22 protein-coding genes and 1 tRNA gene are annotated in these 23,163 nt (G+C 64.1%); 8 read left to right on the forward strand and 15 right to left on the reverse strand.

Translation table 11 applies throughout. From position 1 onward, the window contains the following. Positions 1–119: 119 nt before the first annotated feature. Entirely contained in the window at positions 120–1,793 is a 1,674-nt protein-coding gene (locus LCL87_RS04930; RefSeq protein ID WP_225017283.1) for a DUF4012 domain-containing protein, read from the forward strand. Positions 1,794–1,861: 68 nt separating this feature from the next. Here the strand turns inward: LCL87_RS04930 and LCL87_RS04935 are convergent, their stop codons facing one another. The 9 genes from LCL87_RS04935 to dcd all read right to left on the reverse strand — a co-directional run bounded on the left by LCL87_RS04935 (position 1,862) and on the right by dcd (position 12,686). After that, positions 1,862–2,875 carry an acyltransferase family protein gene (locus tag LCL87_RS04935; protein WP_225017285.1) on the reverse strand — a complete coding sequence of 338 codons (1,014 nt, stop codon included), beginning with the start codon at positions 2,873–2,875 and terminating at the stop codon, positions 1,862–1,864. Continuing rightward, entirely contained in the window at positions 2,872–4,080 is a 1,209-nt protein-coding gene (locus LCL87_RS25745; RefSeq protein WP_225017287.1) for a polysaccharide pyruvyl transferase family protein, read from the reverse strand. The genes LCL87_RS04935 and LCL87_RS25745 overlap by 4 nt, the downstream gene beginning before the upstream one ends. A gap of 125 nt (positions 4,081–4,205) precedes the next feature. Further along, entirely contained in the window at positions 4,206–5,450 is a 1,245-nt protein-coding gene (locus LCL87_RS04945; RefSeq protein WP_225017289.1) for an MATE family efflux transporter, read from the reverse strand. Next, a complete protein-coding gene (locus tag LCL87_RS04950; protein WP_225017291.1) occupies positions 5,443–6,780 on the reverse strand; it encodes a hypothetical protein in 1,338 nt (445 codons plus the stop codon). Before LCL87_RS04950 ends, LCL87_RS04945 begins: the two co-directional genes overlap by 8 nt. An 18-nt stretch (positions 6,781–6,798) precedes the next feature. Beyond that, complete coding sequence (locus LCL87_RS04955; RefSeq protein WP_225017293.1) at positions 6,799–7,692, reverse strand: nitroreductase family protein; 894 nt, start codon at positions 7,690–7,692, stop codon at positions 6,799–6,801. Positions 7,693–7,802: 110 nt separating this feature from the next. Then, positions 7,803–8,765: a glycosyltransferase gene (locus LCL87_RS04960; protein ID WP_225017295.1), complete on the reverse strand. Its 963-nt coding sequence runs from the start codon at positions 8,763–8,765 to the stop codon at positions 7,803–7,805. Next, on the reverse strand, positions 8,762–9,715 hold the full coding sequence (locus LCL87_RS04965; protein ID WP_225017297.1) for a glycosyltransferase: 954 nt from the start codon (positions 9,713–9,715) through the stop codon (positions 8,762–8,764). Before LCL87_RS04965 ends, LCL87_RS04960 begins: the two co-directional genes overlap by 4 nt. 66 nt (positions 9,716–9,781) lie before the next feature. Next, positions 9,782–11,341, reverse strand: a complete 1,560-nt coding sequence (locus tag LCL87_RS04970; protein ID WP_225017298.1) for a sugar transferase — start codon at positions 11,339–11,341, stop codon at positions 9,782–9,784. A 757-nt stretch (positions 11,342–12,098) separates the two neighbouring features. Further along, entirely contained in the window at positions 12,099–12,686 is a 588-nt protein-coding gene (dcd, locus tag LCL87_RS04975) for a dCTP deaminase (protein WP_225017299.1), read from the reverse strand. A 160-nt stretch (positions 12,687–12,846) separates the two neighbouring features. Between dcd and LCL87_RS04980 the strand changes: the two genes are divergently transcribed. Both LCL87_RS04980 and LCL87_RS04985 read left to right on the forward strand, forming a co-directional pair. After that, positions 12,847–12,920, forward strand: a tRNA-Gly gene (locus tag LCL87_RS04980). Between the two features lie 176 nt (positions 12,921–13,096). Next, positions 13,097–14,206, forward strand: coding sequence for a transposase (locus tag LCL87_RS04985; RefSeq protein ID WP_225017300.1), 1,110 nt, complete (start codon positions 13,097–13,099; stop codon positions 14,204–14,206). 551 nt (positions 14,207–14,757) lie between these two features. Here LCL87_RS04985 and LCL87_RS04990 read toward each other — a convergent pair. Further along, positions 14,758–14,934, reverse strand: a complete 177-nt coding sequence (locus tag LCL87_RS04990; protein WP_225017301.1) for a hypothetical protein — start codon at positions 14,932–14,934, stop codon at positions 14,758–14,760. Between the two features lie 271 nt (positions 14,935–15,205). On the opposite strand from LCL87_RS04990, the gene LCL87_RS04995 reads away from it, so the two are divergent. Beyond that, a complete protein-coding gene (locus LCL87_RS04995) occupies positions 15,206–15,610 on the forward strand; it encodes a hypothetical protein (protein ID WP_225017302.1) in 405 nt (134 codons plus the stop codon). Here the strand turns inward: LCL87_RS04995 and LCL87_RS05000 are convergent. Together LCL87_RS05000 and LCL87_RS05005 are read right to left on the reverse strand one after the other, a co-directional pair. After that, a complete protein-coding gene (locus LCL87_RS05000; RefSeq protein WP_225017303.1) occupies positions 15,554–16,171 on the reverse strand; it encodes an RNase H family protein in 618 nt (205 codons plus the stop codon). The two genes, LCL87_RS04995 and LCL87_RS05000, sit on opposite strands and share 57 nt — an antisense overlap. 6 nt (positions 16,172–16,177) lie before the next feature. Beyond that, positions 16,178–16,750, reverse strand: coding sequence for an NADAR family protein (locus tag LCL87_RS05005; protein ID WP_225017304.1), 573 nt, complete (start codon positions 16,748–16,750; stop codon positions 16,178–16,180). An 868-nt stretch (positions 16,751–17,618) separates the two neighbouring features. Between LCL87_RS05005 and LCL87_RS05010 the strand changes: the two genes are divergently transcribed. Then, positions 17,619–18,221, forward strand: coding sequence for a hypothetical protein (locus tag LCL87_RS05010; RefSeq protein WP_225017305.1), 603 nt, complete (start codon positions 17,619–17,621; stop codon positions 18,219–18,221). Positions 18,222–18,371: 150 nt separating this feature from the next. Beyond that, positions 18,372–18,860, forward strand: coding sequence for a hypothetical protein (locus tag LCL87_RS05015; protein WP_225017306.1), 489 nt, complete (start codon positions 18,372–18,374; stop codon positions 18,858–18,860). An 8-nt stretch (positions 18,861–18,868) separates the two neighbouring features. Here LCL87_RS05015 and LCL87_RS25750 read toward each other — a convergent pair whose 3' ends face one another. Continuing rightward, positions 18,869–20,113: a phytanoyl-CoA dioxygenase family protein gene (locus LCL87_RS25750; protein WP_225017307.1), complete on the reverse strand. Its 1,245-nt coding sequence runs from the start codon at positions 20,111–20,113 to the stop codon at positions 18,869–18,871. Positions 20,114–20,182: 69 nt separating this feature from the next. Between LCL87_RS25750 and LCL87_RS05025 the strand changes: the two genes are divergently transcribed. Then, the gene (locus tag LCL87_RS05025) at positions 20,183–20,896 is read left to right on the forward strand and encodes an IclR family transcriptional regulator (RefSeq protein ID WP_225017308.1); all 714 of its coding nucleotides are present in this window, start codon (positions 20,183–20,185) and stop codon (positions 20,894–20,896) included. A 43-nt stretch (positions 20,897–20,939) separates the two neighbouring features. Here the strand turns inward: LCL87_RS05025 and LCL87_RS05030 are convergent, their stop codons facing one another. Then, positions 20,940–21,746, reverse strand: coding sequence for a hypothetical protein (locus LCL87_RS05030; protein ID WP_225017309.1), 807 nt, complete (start codon positions 21,744–21,746; stop codon positions 20,940–20,942). Positions 21,747–21,879: 133 nt separating this feature from the next. Beyond that, positions 21,880–22,476 (reverse strand): TetR/AcrR family transcriptional regulator, encoded by a 597-nt coding sequence (locus LCL87_RS05035; RefSeq protein ID WP_225017310.1) that lies wholly within the window; start codon positions 22,474–22,476, stop codon positions 21,880–21,882. A gap of 100 nt (positions 22,477–22,576) precedes the next feature. On the opposite strand from LCL87_RS05035, the gene LCL87_RS05040 reads away from it, so the two are divergent. Then, positions 22,577–23,152, forward strand: a complete 576-nt coding sequence (locus LCL87_RS05040) for a pentapeptide repeat-containing protein (RefSeq protein ID WP_225017311.1) — start codon at positions 22,577–22,579, stop codon at positions 23,150–23,152. Positions 23,153–23,163: the final 11 nt, after the last annotated feature.

The following is a 23,163-nucleotide window of genomic DNA, read 5'->3' on the forward strand; positions in this document are numbered from 1 at the left end:
TTCGGCGACACGTTCGACAGGAGTCCATCACGTTGCCCCGCTTCACTTCCCGCCATCGACGTCCGATACTCATCGGACTCGGCGTCACAGCCACCGCAATAGTCGCCTACGGCAGCTGGATGGCATACATCGCGTTCCACACGCAATCCGAACTCACGGCCGCTCGCGACCAGATCATGATCGCGAAAACCGCTTTGCTCAAGGGCGATACAGAAGGCGCCCGCACGGCTGCCGAGCGTGCGGATCAGCACGCGGCCGACGCTGCGGACACCACAGGCTCGCTCATGTGGTCGGTTGCCGAGGGCATTCCGTTCCTGGGCTCCACCTTCACCAGTGTCGACCAGATCGCGAGTGCTGCATCCGATCTCACCAGTAATGTACTCCCGCCGACGATGGATGCGGGCTCGGCGCTCGCGCCCCGGGAACTGCTGGATCCGGGTGGCCGGGTGGATCTGCCGCAGCTGACTGCCGCCGGTCCGGCACTCGAGCGAGCTGCGGCTGCCGCAACCCTCCTCGCCGATCACACCGATACCATCGAGAAGTCCGACATCATCGGGGCAGTGGAGGATGCTCGAATCGAGCTGCAGCGACAGGCTCACGATCTCGCCGCCATGCTCGCAAACACCCGAACGGCCGCACAGCTGCTGCCCGGCATGCTCGGCCAGGACGGCGATCGACGCTACTTCATGGCGTTCCAAACCAACGCCGAGGCCCGTGGTACGGGTGGACTGATCGGCGGCTTCGCCGTCCTCGCCGCGAGTGACGGTACGGTACGGGTCGACGAGATGGCCGCGAACAAGGAGATCTCGCTGAAACAGCGACCGATCGACCTCGGCCCCGACTTCGAACGCCTCTACGGCCGCCACCGTGCCACAACGGACTGGCGAAACAGCAACCTGAGCCCGCACTTTCCGTATGCGGGCCGCATCTGGCAGTCGATCTGGGAGCAGGAGAGCGGTACCGTCGTGGACGGTGCAATCGCCACCGACCCCGTTGCCCTCGGATACATCCTCGACGTGATCGGACCGGTCAAGATGTCCGACGGCGAGGTCGTGACAGGCGACAACGTCGTCGAGCTCACCGAGTCGACCGCCTACGTTCGCTTCGCGGACGACAACAACGCCCGCAAGGCATACCTGCAGGAACTGGCCGCACGCGTGGTCGCCAAGATGACCAGCGATGTCAAGAATCCGAGCGGCCTGCTCGAGGCGCTCGGCAAAGCAGTTTCCGAGCGTCGAATCGCAGTCTGGAGCGCGCATCCGGACGAGCAGGAGATCATTGCCACGACACCCCTGGGATACACCGTGCCGGACGACGCGGCGCCCTACGCCAACGTCGTCGTGAACAACGCGGCGGGTAACAAGCTGGACTACTACCTCACCCGCGACATCGTGTATTCGGCCGGCACCTGCGAAGCCGATACGCGCAGGTCGACAGTGACCGTGACCCTCGGAAACGAAACACCGGAAACGACATTGCCCGACTACGTTGCCGGCATGGTGGACAACAGCTCGAACGCACAGCCCGGTACTGCTCGAATGCTTCTGTCGTTGTACGCAACTCGGGGAGCGAAGTTGATCAAGGCGAGTACCGAGCAGACGCCGCTCTTCGCACTGACCGGGAGCGAGCTGGGGCACCCTGTCTACACCGTGGATGTCGAGGTACCACGTGGTGCCACCCGAACGGTCACCTTCGAGCTGAACGAACCGACCGCGGCGGGTACCGCGAGCACTCCGCTCCAGCCCCTCGTGGCACCGGCCACGGTCACGGCGGATGTGCCGCGCTGCGACTAGCCCAGATACGACGGCGCCGCCTGCCCTGCACGTAACGCGTGCAGGGCGGGCGGAAGTCGAGGCCGAGATCAACGGCCGCTCAGCCACGCAGGAGCGTCGTACAGTCCCGGAACACCCTTCGTCACGCGATACACCGCAAGGGAAACTGCGATGGCGCAGGCGGTGACGGAAAGTGTCAGAACGCCCGAGATCACGATCGATCCGCCGCCGAACTCCGGAAGCGCGGTCGCGACTGCGGCGATGAACAGGTAGTGGACGAGGTAGATCGGCAGGGTGTTTCGGCCGAGGTACTTCAGCAGGTCGCCCGCTCGCGATCCCGAGACATAGCGAGCGACAACCAGAGCTCCGGTAACGCCTATCACGCTCACCGCGAGACGCACGCCCGGGACATCCTGGAGGTCCCAGACGTACGAAACCACGGAGGCGACGACGAAGACGACCACTATCGTGGCGCAACGCGGGAGGGTGAACCGTCCTACGAGGTCGACGATGGACGACCGTAGATGGCAGCCGGCCAGGAAGAACACGAGGTACATCCCCATGTTGTCCCACTCGTAGACACCTGTGGTGAGAAGTCCCGCCCCGACCAGAGCGGACAGCACACCACTGACGGACAGCAGGATCCACGGCGAGATCGTTCGGGTCGCCCGCGCAATGACGAAGAAGATCGCCAAGGCGTACACGAACCACAACCCACCGGAGGGCAGCACGAAGATCGATGCCAGGCGTGACCACGTTCCCGCGTCGTTCTCCGGGAGTGGCCAGGGAACGACGGAAAAGAACAGGAATCGGATCACGGACCACACGACGTAGACCCACAGCAGCAGAGAAATCTTGCGGGACCACAGCCCTCGCCAGGTCCCCGAGACGGGGCTCCACGCGAACAAGCCCGACGCCAGGAAGAACAGCGGCATTCGAATTGTCACCAGCACGTTGTTCGCCTGAGTGATGGGCCCCATCGGAAATCCGACAGCCTCGAGGAAGAGGATGCTGTGATGGAGTACTACGAGGGTGATCGCCGCGCCTTTGGCAACGTCCACCCAACCGACGCGGGTTGCCCCCTTGGGGAGGGTCTGCGTCATCCGACAACCTTTTCTTCGCCCGGGGCCGCGCACACGATCCGGTTCCCAGCGTCGCCAACCGAATCCGCACCGAAGTTGCGGTCGGCCAAGGCACGCACGGTCGGCAGGTCTTCGTCCAGGAGCTCACGAAGCGACTCGAGACGAGCGTCGATCCCGGCGATCGTCTCGACCACCCTCGCACCGAACCCTGTGCTGGGCTCGATCTCGAGATTGCCGACGCGGAACAGCCGGTACAAGCCTTCGACCTTGCCCTGGGTACCGAGAGTGATGGGCAGTGCGCCTCGGGCAATACTCATGATCGCCAGGTGCATCCGACCCGTGATCACCAGGTCCGCGTGGCCGGCGATATGCCGAATCTGCAACGGGGACAGCAACTCGGTGACGACGAGAGTGCCCGCCGGGAGGTCGACAGCCGACAGTTTCGCGATCTCGTGGCTGTCGTCACCCGACTCACGCATCACGTGCGGTACGAGCGCGACGGCGTAGCCGAGACGGTCCAGTTCGGACAGGATCGAGCGGTACTCGGCGGTCTGGTCGATTCGGCTACCGATCAGCGCGCTCATGTTGACCAGCGCGATCCGGCGGCCGTTCGCGACGCCGTCGAACCACTCGTCGAACGGCGCGTAGGGGCTCGTTCCATCGAGCGTGAACACTGTGTCGGCGACGGACTCCACGTTCGGAATCCCACTGGCGCGCAGTCTCTCCGCGCTGAGAGGCTCTCGCGCCATGCACGTCACCATCGGTCCCGCATCGGCGAGAGCTCGCCGGGCCGACGAATGCGCCGCGTCGGACCAACTGAAGCCGAGGACGCGGCCCTCCACGCCGAAGTCCGATCCTGTTCGTAGACAACTGCTACGGGCGATCGATCCGGTCGGGTTGTACAAACCGTCCATGAGGTCCGCACCGATGACCCGCAGACGCCGACAACGGCGGATCAAGCGCACGAAGCGGACGACGTCGCGGGTACGGGTCCATGGTTGCCCGTCGATGAGATTCGGCAGCGCCAGGACGGTCGTCCTGGACCGGTTCCGTTCGGGAATCTCCGCAGCGCTATGGGAGTCGAGGATCACGACGATCTCGCCAGGCGTGTTGTCGAGGACCGCTTCCAGCATCGCCTGGTCGCCGATGTTCCCGTGGCCGGTTGCACCGATCACCACCGTCGTGTCGCTGGAGTTCGTTTCATCCCGGTCCAGGAGACGAATCACCCGCGCGACCATACGGTCGTGATCCCACAGGATCCGGTACCAGAGCCGCGAGTCACGCAGTCGCACCACAGTCCCGCGCGCTGACCGCCGCATGGCTGCGCGCATATTCTCCGTCGTCCCCGAAGTCATTTCCGTCCTTTGTTCCAGAGTGCGAACTCCCGCCAACTACCCACAGCCCGACCAGCTTCCGCCGCGGCGAGCGCTGCCTGGGAGCCTGCAGCACCCGCCGACCAGCTACCCAGAATCACGAGAACCAGCGAGAGCGGTGCGAAGATCACTTTCACCCGCACGACTTTGCGGATGAGACCGACGGAACGGAGCGCAAGGCCGGCACCCATCGCGATGCAGAGGCCCGCGGAGGCGGCACCGGCGAACGGCAGCACGGCCATCGCCGCATCCGACGTCTCACCGAGCAGTCCGACCACGAGGCGATCAGGCGCCAGGTACATCGTCGCCACGACGACCGCCGAGCCGACAGCACCCGCAGCGGAGTATCCACACGCCAGCACGAAGAGCGCACGGTGGCGCCCCTTCCGAGCAAGCAGTGAAGCTTCGGAACCCAGTGCCACCAGCCCGCCCCGCAAGATGAGCTGGAGTGGCGCAAGCAGAATCTGCGCACCCCGGAGTGCACCTGCTGCGGCGGCCCCTCCGAACGCCGAAACGATGTACATCGCGGACTGGCTGACGCCGTTGGTGGTCACGAAGTCGGCGAGGTACGCGCGTCCACCCGGCCAGGTCACACGCACCCACCGAACCCCGTCGCGAATACGAACTCGTACGGGACACAACCACAACCCGAGCAGGGCAGAAATCGTCGCGGCTGCGAGCCAGGGCACGAGGTAGTGCGCAAGATCCAGTGAGCCGGCAGCAACGACCAGTCCGATCGCCTGAGCTGCGAAGAACACGACATCGGTCACGAGCGCCGCGGTCGAGCGTCGCTCGTGAATCAGAATGAATCGGCAGTGGTCCTGCAGCGTCGTCATCGGTACGATCGCGCCCGCAACGAGCAACGCGGCCGAGAAATCCGTGAACACGAATCCGCTCGCGGCCACGAGAACTCCCCCAGCGCAACCCAGCAAGAGGTTGGCACTGGTACATCCGTCGTATTGCCCTGTGCCGTAGGCATCCTCGGCGGTGGCGTCGCGGAAGACGATCAACTCGGTGGACAATGCCCGCACCACGCCGAGCATGATGACCGTGGTCGCCGTGATCAGCGAGAACACCCCGAGCATCGTCTGGTCCAACGACCTCGCAACCACCACCGCAAGGAGCAGCGACGCGAGACTGGCGATTGTCTGGGCCGCGACCGACGAGCCGAGCCTGGCGATCTTCCGCAACTTGGATGTCGGCGTCGCCTGCAGGTCAGCCATCGCGTGACCGCCGACGACTCGCCGCGGCAGCCGCCGCCACTCCCACGAAGAGGAAGAACAGCTGTGAAACTCCCGCGTCGTTGAGGTAGGGATGAATCACCATGGCAAGTACCAGGAACGGCGTCGCTGCGACAACGGCGGTCGCTACAGCACCCGCCGAACGCCATTCCGGGGTCGATGCGCCGGCACCCCGGTAGGCGACGACCACAGCGACGATCAACAGAACGATCAGCGCGAGAAGCAGCAGTACACCTCCGCGCAGGAGGACAGCGATGTACATCGACTCGGGGTACGCGAAGACCGCGTCCGCCTCCGATGTCGGACCGTAACCGGTCCAGAAGTGCTCCCCGATGATCGGCAGAAAGTCTCGTTGCCAGACGTTGAGGCGATACGCAATCGTCTGCGGAAGCTCCCCACCGCTGTTCGCGCTCTGCGCGATGACTCGCGAGTTCAGCTCCTGTCCTACGGGAGTCTCGAAGAAGACGATCAGTGAGACCACTGTGGCAACGAACAGGTAGGTCAGCTTGCCGCGGAGGAGCGCCACGACGGCCGCGCCACCGAGCCCCACCGCGATCGGCGCAAAGGTCAGGGTGGTCAGGAGCCCGGCGAGGGTTGCTCCGATCGGAAGCCACATCCATTTGCTCGCACGGACGATGCCGAGTCCTCCGGCCATCACTGCAATGCCGAGGATCAGCACCAGCGCCAGATAGCCCCCCAGCGCATGCCAGGCGAAGAAGAGGCCGAAGCTTCGCGGCGCCTTCCACAACAGAGGATCAGCGATGTGAACGTTTCCGGTGACGAAGGTGCCGAGGTCCCGGCTGGGCTGGAACCCTGCCAGCTGGAGAACAGCAATCGTGCCCATCACGCCGCCGCACCAGATCAGGACCTGGACGAACCTCTCCGCCACGAGGGCGAAGTTCGCGAAGTTGAACGCGATCACGAAGAGGATCAGGTACTGGGCGACGCCGATAGCATCCTGGACGAGCAACGACAACGGCAGATCCGAACGGTGGACCGCGCTCGTCAGACCGACTACGAAACTGACTCCGACGAAAGCGAACACTGCACCGAAAGCGGGGCCTGATGTTCTCAGCCTCGGGCCGAGCCGGATCAGGCACCACACGCCTAGTGCGACTGTCAGGACTTCCGAAAGGCGCAGCCCCGGCACGACAAGTCCGCGAGCCGATCCGGCCGACGTCGGCACCGCCGCCATCGCAATGGCCACAAGCCAGGTCTCCACTCGACCCAGACTCTGCTTGACCGGCGGACCAGCTTCCGCCGGATCGCCGGACGCGACGGCGTGTTCGTGGACGGCGCTCGCCAATGCCACCTCAGAACCTCTGTCCGGTCACGAGATCACTACCGGACGGGAAGGCGATCGCGTCACCAGAATCTCTCCTGCCGGTGCACCGACGACCATCAGGGTGACCACGACTTCGTTGGGAGGCAGGGACAGTTCCGCCCGCAGTCGCCTGTCGTCTGCGGCGGTCCTGCTCCAGTTCAGCGCACACGTGCCCAGACCAGCCGCATGCAACGCGTACATCAGGGACATCGCGAACATGCCGCCGTCGACGAATGCCTGACTTCGCTCACCAGGTGCCACGAAGGCCTCGATATCCTGGGAAACGACCAATACATGGCTCGCGGTATGACCGAAACCTTTATTGCCGTTCTGATGTGCAAGAACAGCATCGGCTTGCGGTCCACGTTCGAAGATTCGCACGCGGGACCCCTGCCGATTGCACACCGAGGGCGACGTTGCGGCCAACGCAACCGCGTCCTCGATGACCGAACGGCTGGGGACGTCGAGCGCGAAATTGCGCACACTGTGTCGGGAACGGACGAACTTGGCAAACGACTCGGCGGTCACACCGCTCGCCTCAGCCGCACTCGGCCCGATCGGTTCGACGCCTCCGAGCTGCGCATCGACACGGGCCGGGTTGTTGGCCGCGAGCTTTGCCGCCCGATCCCGTGCCTCACTCACCCAGTCCGGGGCCGCGCCGCCTGTCGAATCGTTCGAACCGAAGTAGGCGTCGAGGGCACCCACCGCGGCGGTCACAACGTATTGGTCCACCTCGTCCAAGGGCGCGCGGGCGCAGACCCTCTCGGTGTTGTCGAGCAATCGTCCGATCACGTCGCGTCCGAACCACTCACGCGGCCGTGGCAGGGCCAACCCCTTCTCGAGCCTGTGTGCGTCCATCACGATCTCGGCGCGCAGCCCACGGGCTCCTCGATCGGCCATACCGGAATGCGTGCGGAAGCGTCGCCAGTCAACCCAGTACGACGCCGCAAGCATTACCTGATCACGCCCACGACGGAGCGTCGGCCGGCCTGCCAACCATGCCCGGGGATTCACTGGGCCCCTGCCGGCTGGGTGATGACGCGGCGAACGTTGTCGATCTGACGGTCCTGCTCGAAGATGCGCTCTTCGAGTACACGCGCCGAGTTCTCACGAAGCTGAGCGTTCTGCTCGAAGGCCTGCAGTACCTTGTCGCGAATGTCACCGGCCGAGCAATCCGAGTACAGAGCGGCGTTGCCGAAGTAGTCGCGGAGCAAGGCGAAATCCGATGTCACCACGGGCACGCCCCACATCAGGGCTTCGTAGCCGGCGCGTTGCATCGTGTGGTCGCGGGTAGTGAGAGCGAGCACAACGCTCGCACGCCGCATCGTCTCGTCGTAGTCCTCATTCGAGAGGTAACCGGTGAACGAGACGTTTGCCGGCGCAGCCTCACGCCAACTGTCCGGGGCCCTACCGGTGAGAAGGAACGTAGTGTCCGGCAGCGCCCGGGCCGCATCGAGAATCTCTGCCACCGGCTCGTCGGACGCGTATGCAAGTGGGCACAGCACAGTCTTCTCAGGGGCCGCGGACTCGACATCGGACGCCTTGTCGGACACCACATCGTGGAGTGCGAACGCCCGAACACCATGCTCGGCGCAGACGTCGACCAACTGGTTGTTCGTCACGATCGCATAGTCGGATCTCAGAACACGCAGCGAAGGCTTCAAAGCCCACATCCACTTCGGGTCCGAGAAGACGCCGGTGTGCATATCGGCAACGAGCACGGTTCCCTTGCGTTTGAACAGTTTGGCGACGAACAACAGTGGAGCGGGCGGCAGCATCACGACGACGGCCTTCCACCTTGTCTGCCGCACGATGCGAGCCGTCCGTATCGCCAGGTCGACATAACGCAAGGGAGCGAGCGCCCTGGGCCACTTCGACTCCATGAACACCGTCTCGGCGTTCAAACGAGTAGCGAGTTCAGCGCTTCTGCCGTGAAACTTAATCCAGCTTACGAAGACAGTTCGACCGTTCATGCCACCCTCACCACTTTCCGAGCGCCCGCCGAGAGAATTGTTTCGGCGGTTAGATCCTCTGGTTCACAAACGACCCCGATTCCCGACTGTGTCAATGTCTTACACAGTTCGAGCTGATGGTCGTCGACATGCTCACCGCGTGCACGCCGCCTCGGAACGACTACGGGCACCTTCCCCTTGTCGAGAATTCGGAGAACGTTTCCGATTCCCGCGTGCGTGATCACGACATCGCACTCGTCGATTGCCTGATCGAAGTCCACGGTGGAGAGTTCCGCGACAGCCATGCCGTCCAGATCGGCGCGATCGGTTGCTCCGAGCTGCCAGACGGTGTTGTCGTCCGCCAGCCCCGTCGCACCGACCGAGTCGACGAGAGCGTCGAACCGATAGGGCCGAATCGTGCCGAGACTGACGAGGATCCGTGGACTCTGTGAAGACTTCGCCGCTTGCACTTCGAAGCGACCGAACACGGACGGACCTGGACCCCACTGCTTCGACCAGATCTGCCCCGGCGAGAGGCACGAGACACCAGGTACCCGACTGAGAATCTTGCCAGTCATGGATGGCCCGTCGAACCGGCAGGCACTCTCGACATAGAGCGAATCGATGCCGTGGAGCCTTGTCACGGGCAGCACACTGAGCGCGATGCCCGAACCGGTACTGATCGCGGCATCGAAATCCGCATCTCGCTTCAGGTGTGCACGCATGGCCCGCGCCCCGGCTAGCGCCGCACGAACATCGCGCGGGCTCACATAGTCGATGTAGACGACGTTCTTCCCCGCCAGGAGCGATCTGCTCTGCGGTGTGTCGAACGTGACCCACACCGAATCAACATTCATCGCCAAACTGTCACTGAGCCTGACCATCTCATCAAGGTGACCACCGGTGGAGGCTGCAACCAGCAGCCTCCGACCCCCGGCAATACCTTCAGGCCAGCTGTGAACCGTACTCATCTCTGACCCTCTCGAGCGTCGAACTGACCATCAATCCCGAATTCAGCCACGCCAAGGACCGAATCGTCAGTACGCTCCGCTACCCGCCGTAACAGCGCGGACGGTCTTGCCGACGATCAGGACGTCCTGCATCATCGACCAGTTCTCGACGTACGAAAGATCCAGTCGCACAGTCTCATCCCAGGAGAGATCGCTGCGACCACTGACCTGCCACAGCCCGGTGAGTCCGGGCTTGACGAGCATCCGCCGGCGGACGGTGCCGTCGTAGGCCTCGACCTCACGGCGCAGCGGCGGCCGCGGGCCGACGACGCTCATCTCGCGGCGCAGCACGTTCACGAACTGCGGCAGCTCGTCGAGGCTGTACTTGCGCAGGAACTTTCCGACCGGGGTGATGCGGGGGTCGTCCTTCATCTTGAACAGGACGCCCGCACCTTCGTTCTGACCGAGTAGGGCGGCGACCTGCTTGTCGGCACCGTCGACCATCGTGCGGAACTTCAGCATCGGGAACGGGTTGCCGTTGATACCCATGCGCTCGGACTTGTAGAGGACCGGGCCCTTGCTCGTCGCCTTGACCGCGATCGCGGCGATCAACATCACCGGAGAGATCGCGATCAGTGCAGCGAGTGCGAAGCACATGTCGAAGGCGGTCTTACCGAAGCGCTTCGCGCCGTGGTAGCGCGGCTTCTCGACGTGGATCAGCGGGAACCCTGCGACGGGGCGCATCACGAGGCGCGGGCCGGCGACGTCGACGACGCCCGGCGCGACGACGAGGTCGACGTTGAGGGGCTCGAGATCCCAGACGAGACCACGGATTCCGTCGTGCCCCAACTGCTCGGTGGCCGTCACGACGACGGTGTCGGCACCGCACGTCCGCAGCGCGTCCACCACGGAGTACTCGTTGCCCAGTACCGGAATCGCGCGACCGTCGACGACGACGTGCTCATCCTCGCGGCGCCCGTAACCCGGCACGCAGACGCCGACGACGCGGTAGCCGGAGGCCGAGTCGCGCTCGAAGTTGCGCGTCATCGTCAGGACCGACTCGCGGTTACCCACGACGAGCACCGATGTGTGGCAGTCACCCTGGCGACGCTTGTAGGTGACGACCTTGCGCATCGACCAACGCCCCAGCATGAGGCCGACCAGTCCTACCGGGAACGCGATCGCCAGGTAGCCGCGCGCGATGTCGATGCGGAACAACAGGCTGATCATGGCGATGAGCCCGAACAACTGGAAGGCTGCGACACCGATCCGCCGGTACTCCTCGGCGCCGGCGCCGATGACCCGGGTCGACCGCGTGCGGTGGATCACCAGCATTGCGATCCACAGTCCGGCCAGCGCGACCGACATCATGGTGTAGCTGAAACCGGAGATGGTGCTCGTCGCGACGGACTGCGTCTCGGTACCGAATCGGACGACCTGCGCAGCAGCCACTGCGGCACCGACGATCACCGTATCGATGATTCGCAGCCGACTGACGTAGCAGTGCTCCCACTTACTCCGCGAATTATGTTGGGGAGAAACCTCATCCACCAAGCGAAGCTGAGAGGACGACTCGTCCCCCGCCTCCAGCCCGGTCCCTGTTTCCAGGTAACGCGAAGCCGTCACGCCTTCACCTCCATCGACCATTCACACGAAATGACCCCCGACGGGTCGATACGTTGTCGAACTCGAGCCGGCGCCCGACCGAAGTCGAACTGCCAACCCGTCCCACCCGCTCCAGTCCCCCCGGCCCGGCGCCCGAAGGCGACGACACCGGTGGACGTCTCCATCACCAGACCCCGAGCAAGACTGGGAAGGCAGTGAATTCATCCCCGAAACAGATGTGCTTCAGATGCGAGAAATCGCTTTGCACCGTCCGCTGTACGCAAACGTTCTAACACGCCCCGGTGCCCGCCAAAAGTCGAACGAACCAGGTCCGAAAGTTGGGCGTTCGTCCGGTTCGGTGACGACGCTGGTTGGACGAACGTCCACAAAGAACCTCGGTCAGAGCACAAGGTCCCACCCGAAATTAACGGGGAGACTGACCCTTTAAGAAAACAGGTACGGCAGTACTACTACCGGGTAACCAGACCGACCTGCGGAGACCATCCGCACTCGGTGCCTGATCCCCCGCCACCCGATACCGAGAACGCACCACTCGAACTGGCGAGCGCACACCTGCAGGGACCTTCGACTAGGGCAGAGTCCGTCTGAATCGATGCACAGAACCACCAAATCGCAGCAGGCCGACACCACTACTGGACACCTGTCAATGTGACGGAAAACACAGGCACCGACTTGGTCGCTCGACCGGCGGCGCGACTCGACCAATCGCCTCATGCAAGCGATGCCTGAAACTTCAACTATGCCAATGGAGCTCGCACCGCGATGCCCGCCGGCATGCTCAGTTGGTGCGGCGGCCGGGATGCGTGGGGAAGTTCAGGTACGCGCGCGACGGGGTGGGACCACGCTGCCCCTGGTACTTGGATCCGACGGCGGAACTGCCGTAAGGATTCTCGGCTGCACTCGTGAGCCGCAGCAGGCAGAGCTGACCGATCTTCATCCCGGGCCACAACGTGATCGGGAGATTGGCGACATTGGACAGCTCGAGCGTGATGTGCCCACTGAACCCGGGGTCGATGAACCCGGCGGTGGAATGCGTGAGCAGGCCCAGTCGACCGAGGCTCGACTTGCCTTCGAGGCGGCCGGCCAGGTCGTCGGGAAGCGTGCACACCTCGAGCGTCGAGCCGAGGACGAACTCGCCGGGGTGGAGCACGAACGGCTCCCCTGCGACCGGTTCGACGAGCGAGGTCAGCTCGTCCTGCTGCAGCGCCGGGTCGATGTGGGTGTACTTCGTATTGTCGAAGACGCGGAACAGGCTGTCGAGTCGCACGTCCACACTCGAGGGCTGCACCATCTCGGGAACGAACGGGTCGATCCCGAGTCGTCCGGATGAAACCTCGGCGCGGATGTCACGATCAGAGAGCAGCACAGCACGAGGCTACCGGGACGGCGAGTGTGACCGGCGCGGACCTCGCATTTCCGACCCTCGACCGACGCGGATTCGAAGGGTCGAACACCTGCGATTGGCCTTCTGCTACAGTTGCCGCTTGCAGGCTCCGGATCTTCGGATATCGGCAAAAGCCCTGCTCGCCGATGTAGTTCAATGGTAGAACATCAGCTTCCCAAGCTGAATACGCGGGTTCGATTCCCGTCATCGGCTCCATCCAGGACGCTCTCTCGTCTCGACGATCTCTCTTCTCTCTCTGACTCCACTCAGCTCGGCTCCTGCAGATCTCCCGCAGCGAGTCCGCGCACTTCGCGGTGGTCTCCGCGATCCTGAAACGAGGACACGGACCTTACGGGGGCTATGGCCATGGAGACCTGCGATACGTTTTCGTCGTGTCTCAACTCGGAACGGTTGTCGCGGACCACTACCAATTCGTGCTGGGCTCGCCCACCGGGGAGACGTACCTGCCGGAGGAAACCGGCAGCGTCATCGAAGTCGGCCCCAACTTCGCCACCGTCATGACCGGCATCGCCTACGGACCGGTCATGCTGACCGTCGACGTCCTCGACGACGAACCGGCAACAGTCGACGACACCGGAGCATGGGGCGTCATCGAGGAAGCCACAGTCAACCTCACCAAACCGGCATACGTGCTCACCTTGGACGGCGAGAAGGTCCCGGATTTCCAGAAGCTGCCGATCAAACGAGGCCTGCATCGATTCCGGGTGTTCGGTCGCGGACGTGACACCCATGCCGGACAGACCGTCACCGAGCCGACGGAGCAATACGTTGTCCAGATCTGGAAAACGACGCGGCCGCAAGAGATGCTGCGACTGATCAAGACCGACGCCGCATGGGACCAGAGCATCGTCACCCATCCCAAACGCAACTGGTGGGATCCAGATCCGGCCGGCGACGCCACCCTGTATCTGAAATACGGATATGACCAGATGGCGCAGTGGGCGAAAGACGAAGCGATCCGGTGGGGCGGACGGCCACCGTCCGAGAAACTCCGCTCCAACTTCCACGCGATGGGCATTGCTGGTCTCGACCGTCCACTGGCAGATGCAATCACCCGAGCTAGGCCACCGAAACTGCGTCGCATCGCGGCTTGGGCCGCCCGTCGCGCATATACGACGGCAGGTCTCGCAGAGATCGAGTGGATCCGGCCCGCTCTGACAGCCCTGGACCGGGGTGAACCACTACCGCGCCCTTTCGGCGAGCACCAGTCCTTGGCGCTGTACAAGGCGTTCGAAGACGACCCGGCTATCGACGTGACCGTCACCGGCGGCGACGTCAGGAACGCCAACGTACCCGCTGCCCTACTAGCCATGTACGCCATCTCCACAGCGGTCAAACAAGATTCAATGAACGCCGCCTTCGAGTGCCTGGACATCGCAGCGAAGACCGACGACTCCGACTACGCATCTCTCATCAGGGATCTGCGGCGTGAACTCTTCCCGAGATTGATGCCTGTAGACCAGTACGAGCGATGGATCTGACCGACTTCGCGGCTCACCAACGGCCGGACAACGAAGCTCCAGCCCGATCCAGCCGACAACGGCTGTTGCACGCAGATCGTGCCACCTGAAGTCGGGATGACCTATCTCGATGACAATCTCTTTGAACCCACTCCGCGCCAGCACGTTCGCATGACGTCGCGCCGACGAGCCCTATTGAGCTCCTTCGTTGGGTTGGACATCCAGATGCCGCGCTAGACGTCTTCCGAGCGTGACTCATTCGGCCGTAACGACGCGGGGGTGTAATGACTGCGCGGCGAGAGCGATGGAAATCCCAGTGGCAGTCCACTCATGGGAGATCGATCGACATGCTCAGATCTGGCCGGCAGTGCAACAGGGGGGGGGAGAAGCTTGCGACTACGTGTCATGGCGCCACCAATGGTGTTGGCCGCTCTTCTGCTGACTGCTTGCAGCGCCGAGCAGGCGCTGCCCGATCGAGTTCCTCCGGCGGAGGTCACGTCGGTGTCGCCACACGTAACCACGGCCGTAATGTCGCCCGGTCGCCCCGAAGTGCAGACGGATTCATGGCGCGACTACGACCGGACTGAGGAAGCAAGCACACCGGCGACAACCCCCATCGTTGAGTCCGTCGTGACGCCCTTGCAGTCGTCGCCGGAGCCGGCCCAGGTTGCACCGTCATACCAGCCGGTGACGACCTCCGCCGTTCCCGCGCCGACGACAACGTTGCCCACGACTTCGATCTCGGTCATCACGCCACAACCGACGCCCTACATCCCGGAGGTGTACGAGGGCCAGCCTTGCTCTGGTCCGGACCAACGCGGCAGGTTTGGTCATGTTCCAGCTGGTTGCATCGAGGGCAACAACGGGAAGTATTACTGGCACATCTTCTTCTAGCGGAAGGCGCGCGCATACCTCGAGATCTAGGTCCGTGGACGAGTGAGGTTGCCTGGAGTCCCGACTTCAGTTCCCCTCGGATCCGGATCCGGCAACAGCGAGGTACTCAGCGAGGTCGTCCCTGACGTGCTCGGCGTTCCGTTCCGCATCCATGGGGGAATCTGCGGTCCAGACGATCTCTATGCCATTGCAGACTCGGGCGCCGATCCTGACCGCGTTGATCAGATCGTCGGCCCCTGCCGGGCAATCGATGTCGTACAGCCCACGCTCGAATCGCACCTTCTGCTCATCATGTTGGCCGTACTCGACAACGAACCATCGGTGGAAGAGATTCACTGCAAAGCGCAACCGATGTGGGGCGAACTCGCCGTCTGCGTCCACAAGCTCTCTGCACTGCAGATACGGGGATCATCCTGCGGCATCAGCGGCAAGATCACGAGGAGTTCAAGGCAGAGCTTCCGTCGGCGCGCCTTCCTAGGCGTGATCGAAATCCACTATGAGTTCGTAGCTTTCGAGGAGATCGTAGGCTGATATCGGCTCCAGGGTTATGACAGACGGGGTGAGATCCCGGAGCACCTCGCACTTGCCAAAGAAGTGTCTGACCTCCTCCTCCACGCTGCCCCGGTAGTAACCGAACCCTGCGGTGCCCTTGGCTACCTTGTCTGCCACGGTGTTGAGACAGAACTCAAGCTGATCTGCCCAGTTCGCCTTGTGGCCCTTGATCCATCTCACCTTGGAGTGATGTCCGGCCTGGTCGTTTCTGTCCAGCTGGCCCACCAGGTCCTCGGCGATCCACTTGATCTGGTCGTTGTTGCTCCGCCAGAAGTGGGTCCCCCTCTTGGCGTACATCAGTCCATGTCGGATCGACTGATGATCTGTCAGTATCAGCGCACTCATCTGGGAGTAAACCTTGAGAGCCTCGATCACGGCGATATGCTCCAGCACCCCGTTGTCCAGGATCTTGTCGTGGGCGTCCGTTATCTGGCGTCTGTATACCACTCCGTCGGAGGATGCGAACGCCCAGCCAGCTGCGCCCTTATCGTGGAGGATCGATGCGTCGGTGCCGACGATGAGATCGGGAGTCCATGCCATCGTGGATCACCGATCTTCAAGGGCCAGCTTCATCCTGACGTTCATCAGGATGGTCCCCAGCGCATTGTCGCCAAGTATGTTCCGATGCCTAGGACAGGAGCAGCTGCCGCACACTTGATCGTGCCAGATGTTTCCTTCGATGATTACAGAACCCATCGTTCCCAGGAGCATGTCACCCAGCTCATGGTTGTGAGTGAACTTGGTCCAGAGGATCTCCTCCATCCTCCGATACTTGACCCGATCCCAGCCGTCCACCAACTTGACACGACACCCAACCTTATTGATGTCAGCTGCATTTGGAGAATTCATGATCCGATACATCGACTCCAGATCGTCGGTCTTGGCTGCCGCGAAAGCGTGCTCGCTGGTCGAGAATCGGAGGCCGTTGTAGATCACACCAGCTTCGTAGAAGTTCGACAGGAAGGCGTAATCTCCCTCAAAGAAGTCGATGATCGGGACCTCGGTGGCCGACGTACTTACCCCATCTGATAGCGGAGGGCGCCCCTCCGGGTCCATGACATCCGTGTAGGCCCAGAGATTGAGAACGATCTCCGGTTCCCTCAGTGAATCCAATTCCATTGCGCCCCCTTGTTCGGTTAGTCCTTCGCGAAGCTACCAATAGGCTCCGACACGGACGGGTTCGCTGCGACTCTCTTCTGTCTCGTCCTTCTCTTCTCTTCGCGAAGGCCCCGATCAGAGGTTATTTTCGACCCCCGATCGGGGCCTTTTCCATCCCAGTGAAGTTCACGAAGAGGTACGAGTCGGTTGGGGTTCCCACCAGCCGGCTCGCAGACCGGCACACACATCAAGCAGCCGGACAGAATCTGCAGCCTTTGTCAGGCGTAGCGGTGTGCTGCAACCGGCCAGGAGCGGTCGACGCCGTTCCGCGTGACGGTAGGCGGTACGCCGGCCCCGAATTCCTCTACCCCAGGTTCTTGTTCTTCGATCCCATCGAGAGCCGAATCGTTACTAAATTGGAGACTCCCCCTTCTGATTTCACGGATCAGTCCCGAAGAATCCTCTCCATCATCGCTCGGCTGACTCGGTCCACTTTCCTCGTTCGCGAGAGGACTTGGAGCAGTCCCGCCAAAGAACCTCCTACTCAGCGGCATCGACATGGAACTTGAAGCTGGCGGAAGCTCGGTCCCTCCCCGTTCGATGGCAATTCGCTTCGCTCGCAGCACCGACGGGCGGAACACCGCCTCCCCATTAGCACCCGTTGCGTTCACCTATCGACGCTCTTGAGGAATCGAGAGCGTGTTCTTCACGATCGAGACTCGGCGGAGGTCGAGCGGGGACTCAGTCGTGATGCGATCAGATCTGCCGGCGGAACTGCTCACAATCAACGGCTGCTGATTCCGAGTGCCCGACGGGAATCCCTTCTTCCCTCGCGCCGGGTTGCCCCTTGCCGTTGCACCGGCCGACCGCAAGCCTTCACCATCGAGGAGTGGGCAATCTCAGGATCGTCGTGCCCGAGGAGTACATCCTCGACGGTATGTGCGCGTTCCCGCGACCGGGCGACAGCGCGGAGTACTCGCTGGCCTTCCGTGAGCGCACGGCACCGACCCACCCGGCGATGCTCAACGACGTCCGCGCCGAAGCCGAACCGCCCAGGAACAACCGACGCTCTCCGGGCTGGACCGACCCCGACGGGTCGTTCCAGCCACCGACGTATCCGACGTTCCTGCACAGCGCCGACTTCACGGCGTTCTTCCGCTCGCCCGAGTTGCTTCGCGGTCCGGTCGCACTGCGTGGCACCCTCGAAGCCGACTGGCCGGCCCTGGTCGGCGATCCCCCACCTGTCCACGGGACGCTCATCCGCTGCCGGCTCATCACCAGCACGGCCATCATCGACCCCACCGGTCAGCACCACACACCAATCGACACCCTCACCGACCTCGACGAACCTGTCGGCTTTCGATCGGGGCTGGTCCCCGCCGGGCCGCCCGGTAAGACCGGCGGCCGGGGCTGGACGCCCATGGTTCCGCCTCAGCGCGGCGAGTGGACGCGAGACACCGGCGTGCTGGTCACCCTCTCCATCTCGACATGAGAAGGCATACTCGCAACGACCCACACTCGCTCCGGCAGTTGCATTTTCAACTTTCAGGAAATTACTCGCCGTAATGAACACGGCACACCGCACGATGTTCTGATCATGAAAACTTCACATCGAATTGCTTCAGTAGCAGCTGCCGGGCTCATGGGCGCTGCGATGTTCGTTGCGGCGCCGGGCGTGGCCAGCGCCGCCGATCCGTGCATGCTCGGGACGTCGAATGTGGGACCACGAACGTGCGCCATGGCGGACGTCGGACTGGCCCCGGTGTGGACGCTGGGCAACGGGCTGTGTGTCGGCATGCTGACCGCCTCCGGCAATGCGTTCGACGGTCCTCTGTGGGAATATTCCTCTGCTCCGGGCGCGGTTCACTCCGTCGAACTGCGGATCGCGCAGGGCTTCTCCCCGCTGGGAGAGTGGGCGTCGACCACCCTGGCCTGCGACGTGACCGCAATAGTCGACTGGCACAACCTCGATACCGGGCAGAGCGGCAGCGTGAGCCGATTCATCCCCGCACACAAAACCAGTACCTCGCCCGAGTACGTGAACGTCGGCACCGGCCCGGGGCGGGTGCAGCTCACGATGCGAACCGACCGCCCGAGCATCCCGGTCTCGACGACGGTGGTCGTCCCCTGACCTGAGTCCTAGTAGGTCGCGGCGCGCGCGGAGACCTTGCCGGTCCTGTCCGCGTGGAACAGGGCGTCGTTGTAGTGGCTGCCCGCGGGCACCCAGTCGAACGTCTTGGGCTGCGAGAACTTGTAGTAGAGCACTCGCCGCCCGGCGTCGGGTCCCGTCGGCGGCGGCGTGCTGTGCATGACGTCACCGAAATGCACTGTCACATCACCTGGTTCGGTCTCGATCCGCACCAGCGGCACGTCGCCCTCCTCGCCCCACTTCGGCCAGTGCTTGGCATATCGATGCGAGCCGGCAAGAACCATCAGTTGGCCGTTGGCCGGGTTCGCGTGGTCGAGTTGGACACCGACCTGGATGAGCGGGCACAGCACGGGGTGCCCACCTATGCCGTCGTCGACATGCCAACCGAGATCGCCGTCGCCCTTGACGATGTCGGAAGACTTGATGAAGACCATCGGACCGTCGAGCCGGTCGTCGCAGACCCGGAAGTCGGCGTCGACGAGCCGTGCGAGGTCGGTCATCCGCGGCTCGAAGCAGTGCTGCTGGATCACCTCGGAATAGCGACCCAGATAGTTGATCCGCGTGACCACCTCGGCGCCGGACGCATTGACCGACCACCAGGAGAACGGGTCACCCGGTGTCGTCCGGGAGCGCGCCGACTCGACTTCTGCACCCAACAGCGCAATCTCGCCGGCGTCGTACACGTTCTTGACATGCAGGAATCCTGCCGTGTCGAGGAAATGGCGCATCTCGTCACGATTCCCGTCCGCGGGAAAGCTGCGGTGCAGATCGAGCGGCGCGCCGTCACGGTCGACGAGCGTGTCCCGGACCGCGCTCGAATACACCGCGCGACCGCTCAGCAGCGCGCGCGTCGCCGGCTCCCAGCGCTTCCACCCCTGCAGCGTCCCGCGCATCACCTCGGCCCGCTCGGTGCGCACGCACCCACTCGCGGTGAGCAATTCGTTCAGATAGGCCGAGAACGTGTCCTCGTCGAGTTCGACAACGGTGGCCGCATCCGCGTCGCCCGGGACGGCGGAAACACCGTCGGCGGAGGAGATCCACGTGAACGCCTTCCCGCTCGGCAGCCGGAACGCGATCGCCGGAACACCGTCGAGGTCCGCGACGACCCGGTCCCGGTTTTCTGCATTACGGGCGGGCAAGTCACGGCCGTGGAAAGGGTCGAACGAATGTTTGGGGAACGAGTCGGCGATCGCCTCGACCCACGGAAGCCTGGTGCCCTGCTCGTCGCTACCCACTGCACACCCCCGATGTCGTGTTACCTTGCAACACGGTCGTGTTACTCATTCGGGAGCCTAGGAGCCGGCGTGTCGACGGTCAAGGAAATCCAGTCGGTGAAGAACGCCTGCCGCGTGCTCGAGGTGATCGCCCGGCGGCAGCCGATCGGGGTCAGCGACATCGCCCGCTCGACCGGCATCGACAAGAGCGCGACGCACCGAATCGCCGTCACCCTCCACGTGTCCGGCTGGCTGGACCGCACCGAATCGGGGCAGTGGTTCCTGACCACGCACGTGCTCTCGACGGTGGGCGAGGGCGCGACGACGTCGCTGGTTCAGCGGGCACGAGGAGTGATGGAGGCCGCCCGGAATCGCAGCAACGAGACGGCGATGCTCGTCGTGCCCGACGGCAACCGACTCATCATCGCGGCCGCCGTCGAGAGTCGGCACAGCCTTCGGGTCTCGGTGACCGTCGGCTCGGAGATGCAGGCCCGGTCGAGTTCGGCGCTACGTGCCATGGCCCCCAGGCTTTCCGCCACCCAACTCGAGGCCTGGCGCCGAATCGATCCGGGGCTGACGGACGAACTGATCGAGACGACACGCGCACGCGGTTGGGGAATGAACGACGGCGAGGTCGTCGACGGCACGAAGGCCGTGGGCGCCGCGCTGTGCGATCGCGGCGGCCTTCCCATTGCCGCACTCGTCCTCGTCGGACCCTCGCATCGGTTCGATCCCGAGCGGATTCCCGAACACGGTGCGCTCGTCGCCGGACTTGCCGGGCGGTGGAACGACGGCAGCACGTGATCGGTGCCGGTGTGGGCGTCCCACACCGGCACCGGTGGTGTTCCTAGGCGTCGGTCCCGCGCCGTTTCCCGTGGAACCGGCCGAGCACCTGGGGCAGCGGCGGCCACGGCCAGTGCTGCCCGAGGCGTCCCCGCACCCGCAGGAAACCGAGACCGAGCACGAGCCCGAAGATCAGGTGTCCGATCAGCGACAGCGTGATCGTCGTCGGGGTCAGCGGGAACATCTCGTGCTGACCGTGTGGCGACAGCGCCACCGTTCCGATGAGTCCGGCCCACACGGGGAACACCGCGCCGGCGACGAACGCGAGCAGGACGGTGCGGCGGGAGCGGTGCTGGAGTCCGAGCGCGAGGGCGATGAGGAAGAACGCGATGCCGATGCCGCCGCCGTCACCGAAGTAGCGCCACAGGTAGCCGACGATCGCGCCGGTCTGGGTGTCGGTCCCCGAGTGCAGCCAGGTGCCCATCTTCGGGATGAAGTCGTCCCACAGGCCCAGCAGATACACGGTGTCGAGGCGGAACACGTCGTAGACGAGACAGGCGAACATCCCCCAGCCGAGGCCGTAGCCGACGATGCGGTCGATCGGGTGCGGGGCGATGACGCACAGCACGACGAGGACGGCGGCGAGCGGAATGATCACCAGCGCGCCGGTGGCGTTCATCGACACGACGCCGAACACCTGCGCGGAGATCGCGAGGAGCGGCAGGGACGCGAGCAGCAGGTACAGCCCGATCCGGGCCAGGGTCCAGTGATGCCGGACCGGCTTCCCGACGGAGTCTGCGGCGGGCAGGGTGGCTTCCTGCGGCCCGTGTTCGTGCACGTCGGGGATGGTGGTGCCGGGGATACGGAGCATGTGGCGGGTTCCTTTCGGTCGCGGGACCTCTCTCGACGCGTAGTCGATTTCCGAGATCCAGCGTCCGCCGGCCGACGCCGCGCAAATAGGCCCCCGAGGGGTCGGGATGGCTACCCCTGCCGCGCCCCGACGCTCAGCGCGGGGCCAGGTTTCGCAGGGCCAGCTCGAGAACCCGATGCATGTCGTCGGCGTCGTAGGCACTCCCGGACTCACAGGTCCGGCCGGCCACCAGATGATCGGACAGCGCCAGTCCGTGCAGAAGAACCCAGAGCAGCGGCCCGACGTCCCGGATGTCGTCGGCGATGAGGGCGCCGTTCTCTTGCGCCTCGACGACCAGTTCGTTGAAGTGCCGGTTGAAGTCGGCGGCGGCATCCGCCAGCACCGGACTCGGCCTGAAGGCGTAATCACCGCCGAACGCGAGGCGGTAGTGGTTCGGGTACTCCCACGCGACGCGGACGTAGGCGGCGCACGCGCGGAACAGTGGGGTGCCGCCGGACTCCGTGTCCGCGACGGCCCGCTGCATCTCCCCTTCGAGGAACGTCAGGTTCTCGGCCACCACCGTGCTGAGCAGGTCGTCCTTGTCCTCGAAGTGCCGATAGGGCGCGGTCCGGGAGACGTCGGCCGCAGCACCGACCGCCCGCAGCGTCACGTTCGCCGGTCCGCCCCGCGCCAGCAGGTCGCCGGCCGCAGCAATGAGGGCCCGGCGCGTATCACGGGTTCTGTCCAGCACCTCCCGACAATAGAAGGAGGTTGACGCCGTCAACAAGACGACGCTACGTTGACGGCGTCAACCTGACGCCGCGGTTCTTCGTCACCTACACGGAGGCTCGATGACATCGACATCGCAGACACATGCCCTCGACCTGCTCCGATCCGACGTCGGGGCTTGGAATTCTCTGCGCACCAACGGTATTTCCGCAGATATGACCCTCGTCGATGCCGACCTGGCCGGCTCCGATCTGGCGGGCGCGAACTTGGCGGACGCCGATCTCACGGGCGCGGACCTGTCCGGAGCCGACCTCTCCGGCGCGAACCTGTCGGGCGCGAACCTGACCTCCGCCGAATTCGTCGGCGCAGACCTGACGAGAGCCGACCTCGCGGGCGTCACGGCTCACGACGCCAATTTCACCGGCGCATACCTGACGAGGGCCTCGCTGCGCGGCGCCGATCTGACGATGGCCTACCTGACGTCGACCTATCTGGGGCACGCCGATCTCACCGGCGCCGACCTCTCGGGGGCCTACATGACCGGCGCCTACCTCGGCGACGCCGACCTGACCGCCGCGACACTGATCGGGACCTACCTCGGCAAAGCCAACCTGACCGGGGCCGACATCGGCACCGCCGTCCTCGACGGCGCCGACCTCACCGACGTCACGTTCCCGGACGGCACGGAGCGCGACTGACCGGCGCGGGC

The sequence above is a fragment of the Prescottella equi genome (assembly GCF_020171745.1).
In the GTDB taxonomy this organism is placed as follows: Bacteria; Actinomycetota; Actinomycetes; order Mycobacteriales; family Mycobacteriaceae; genus Prescottella; species Prescottella equi_A.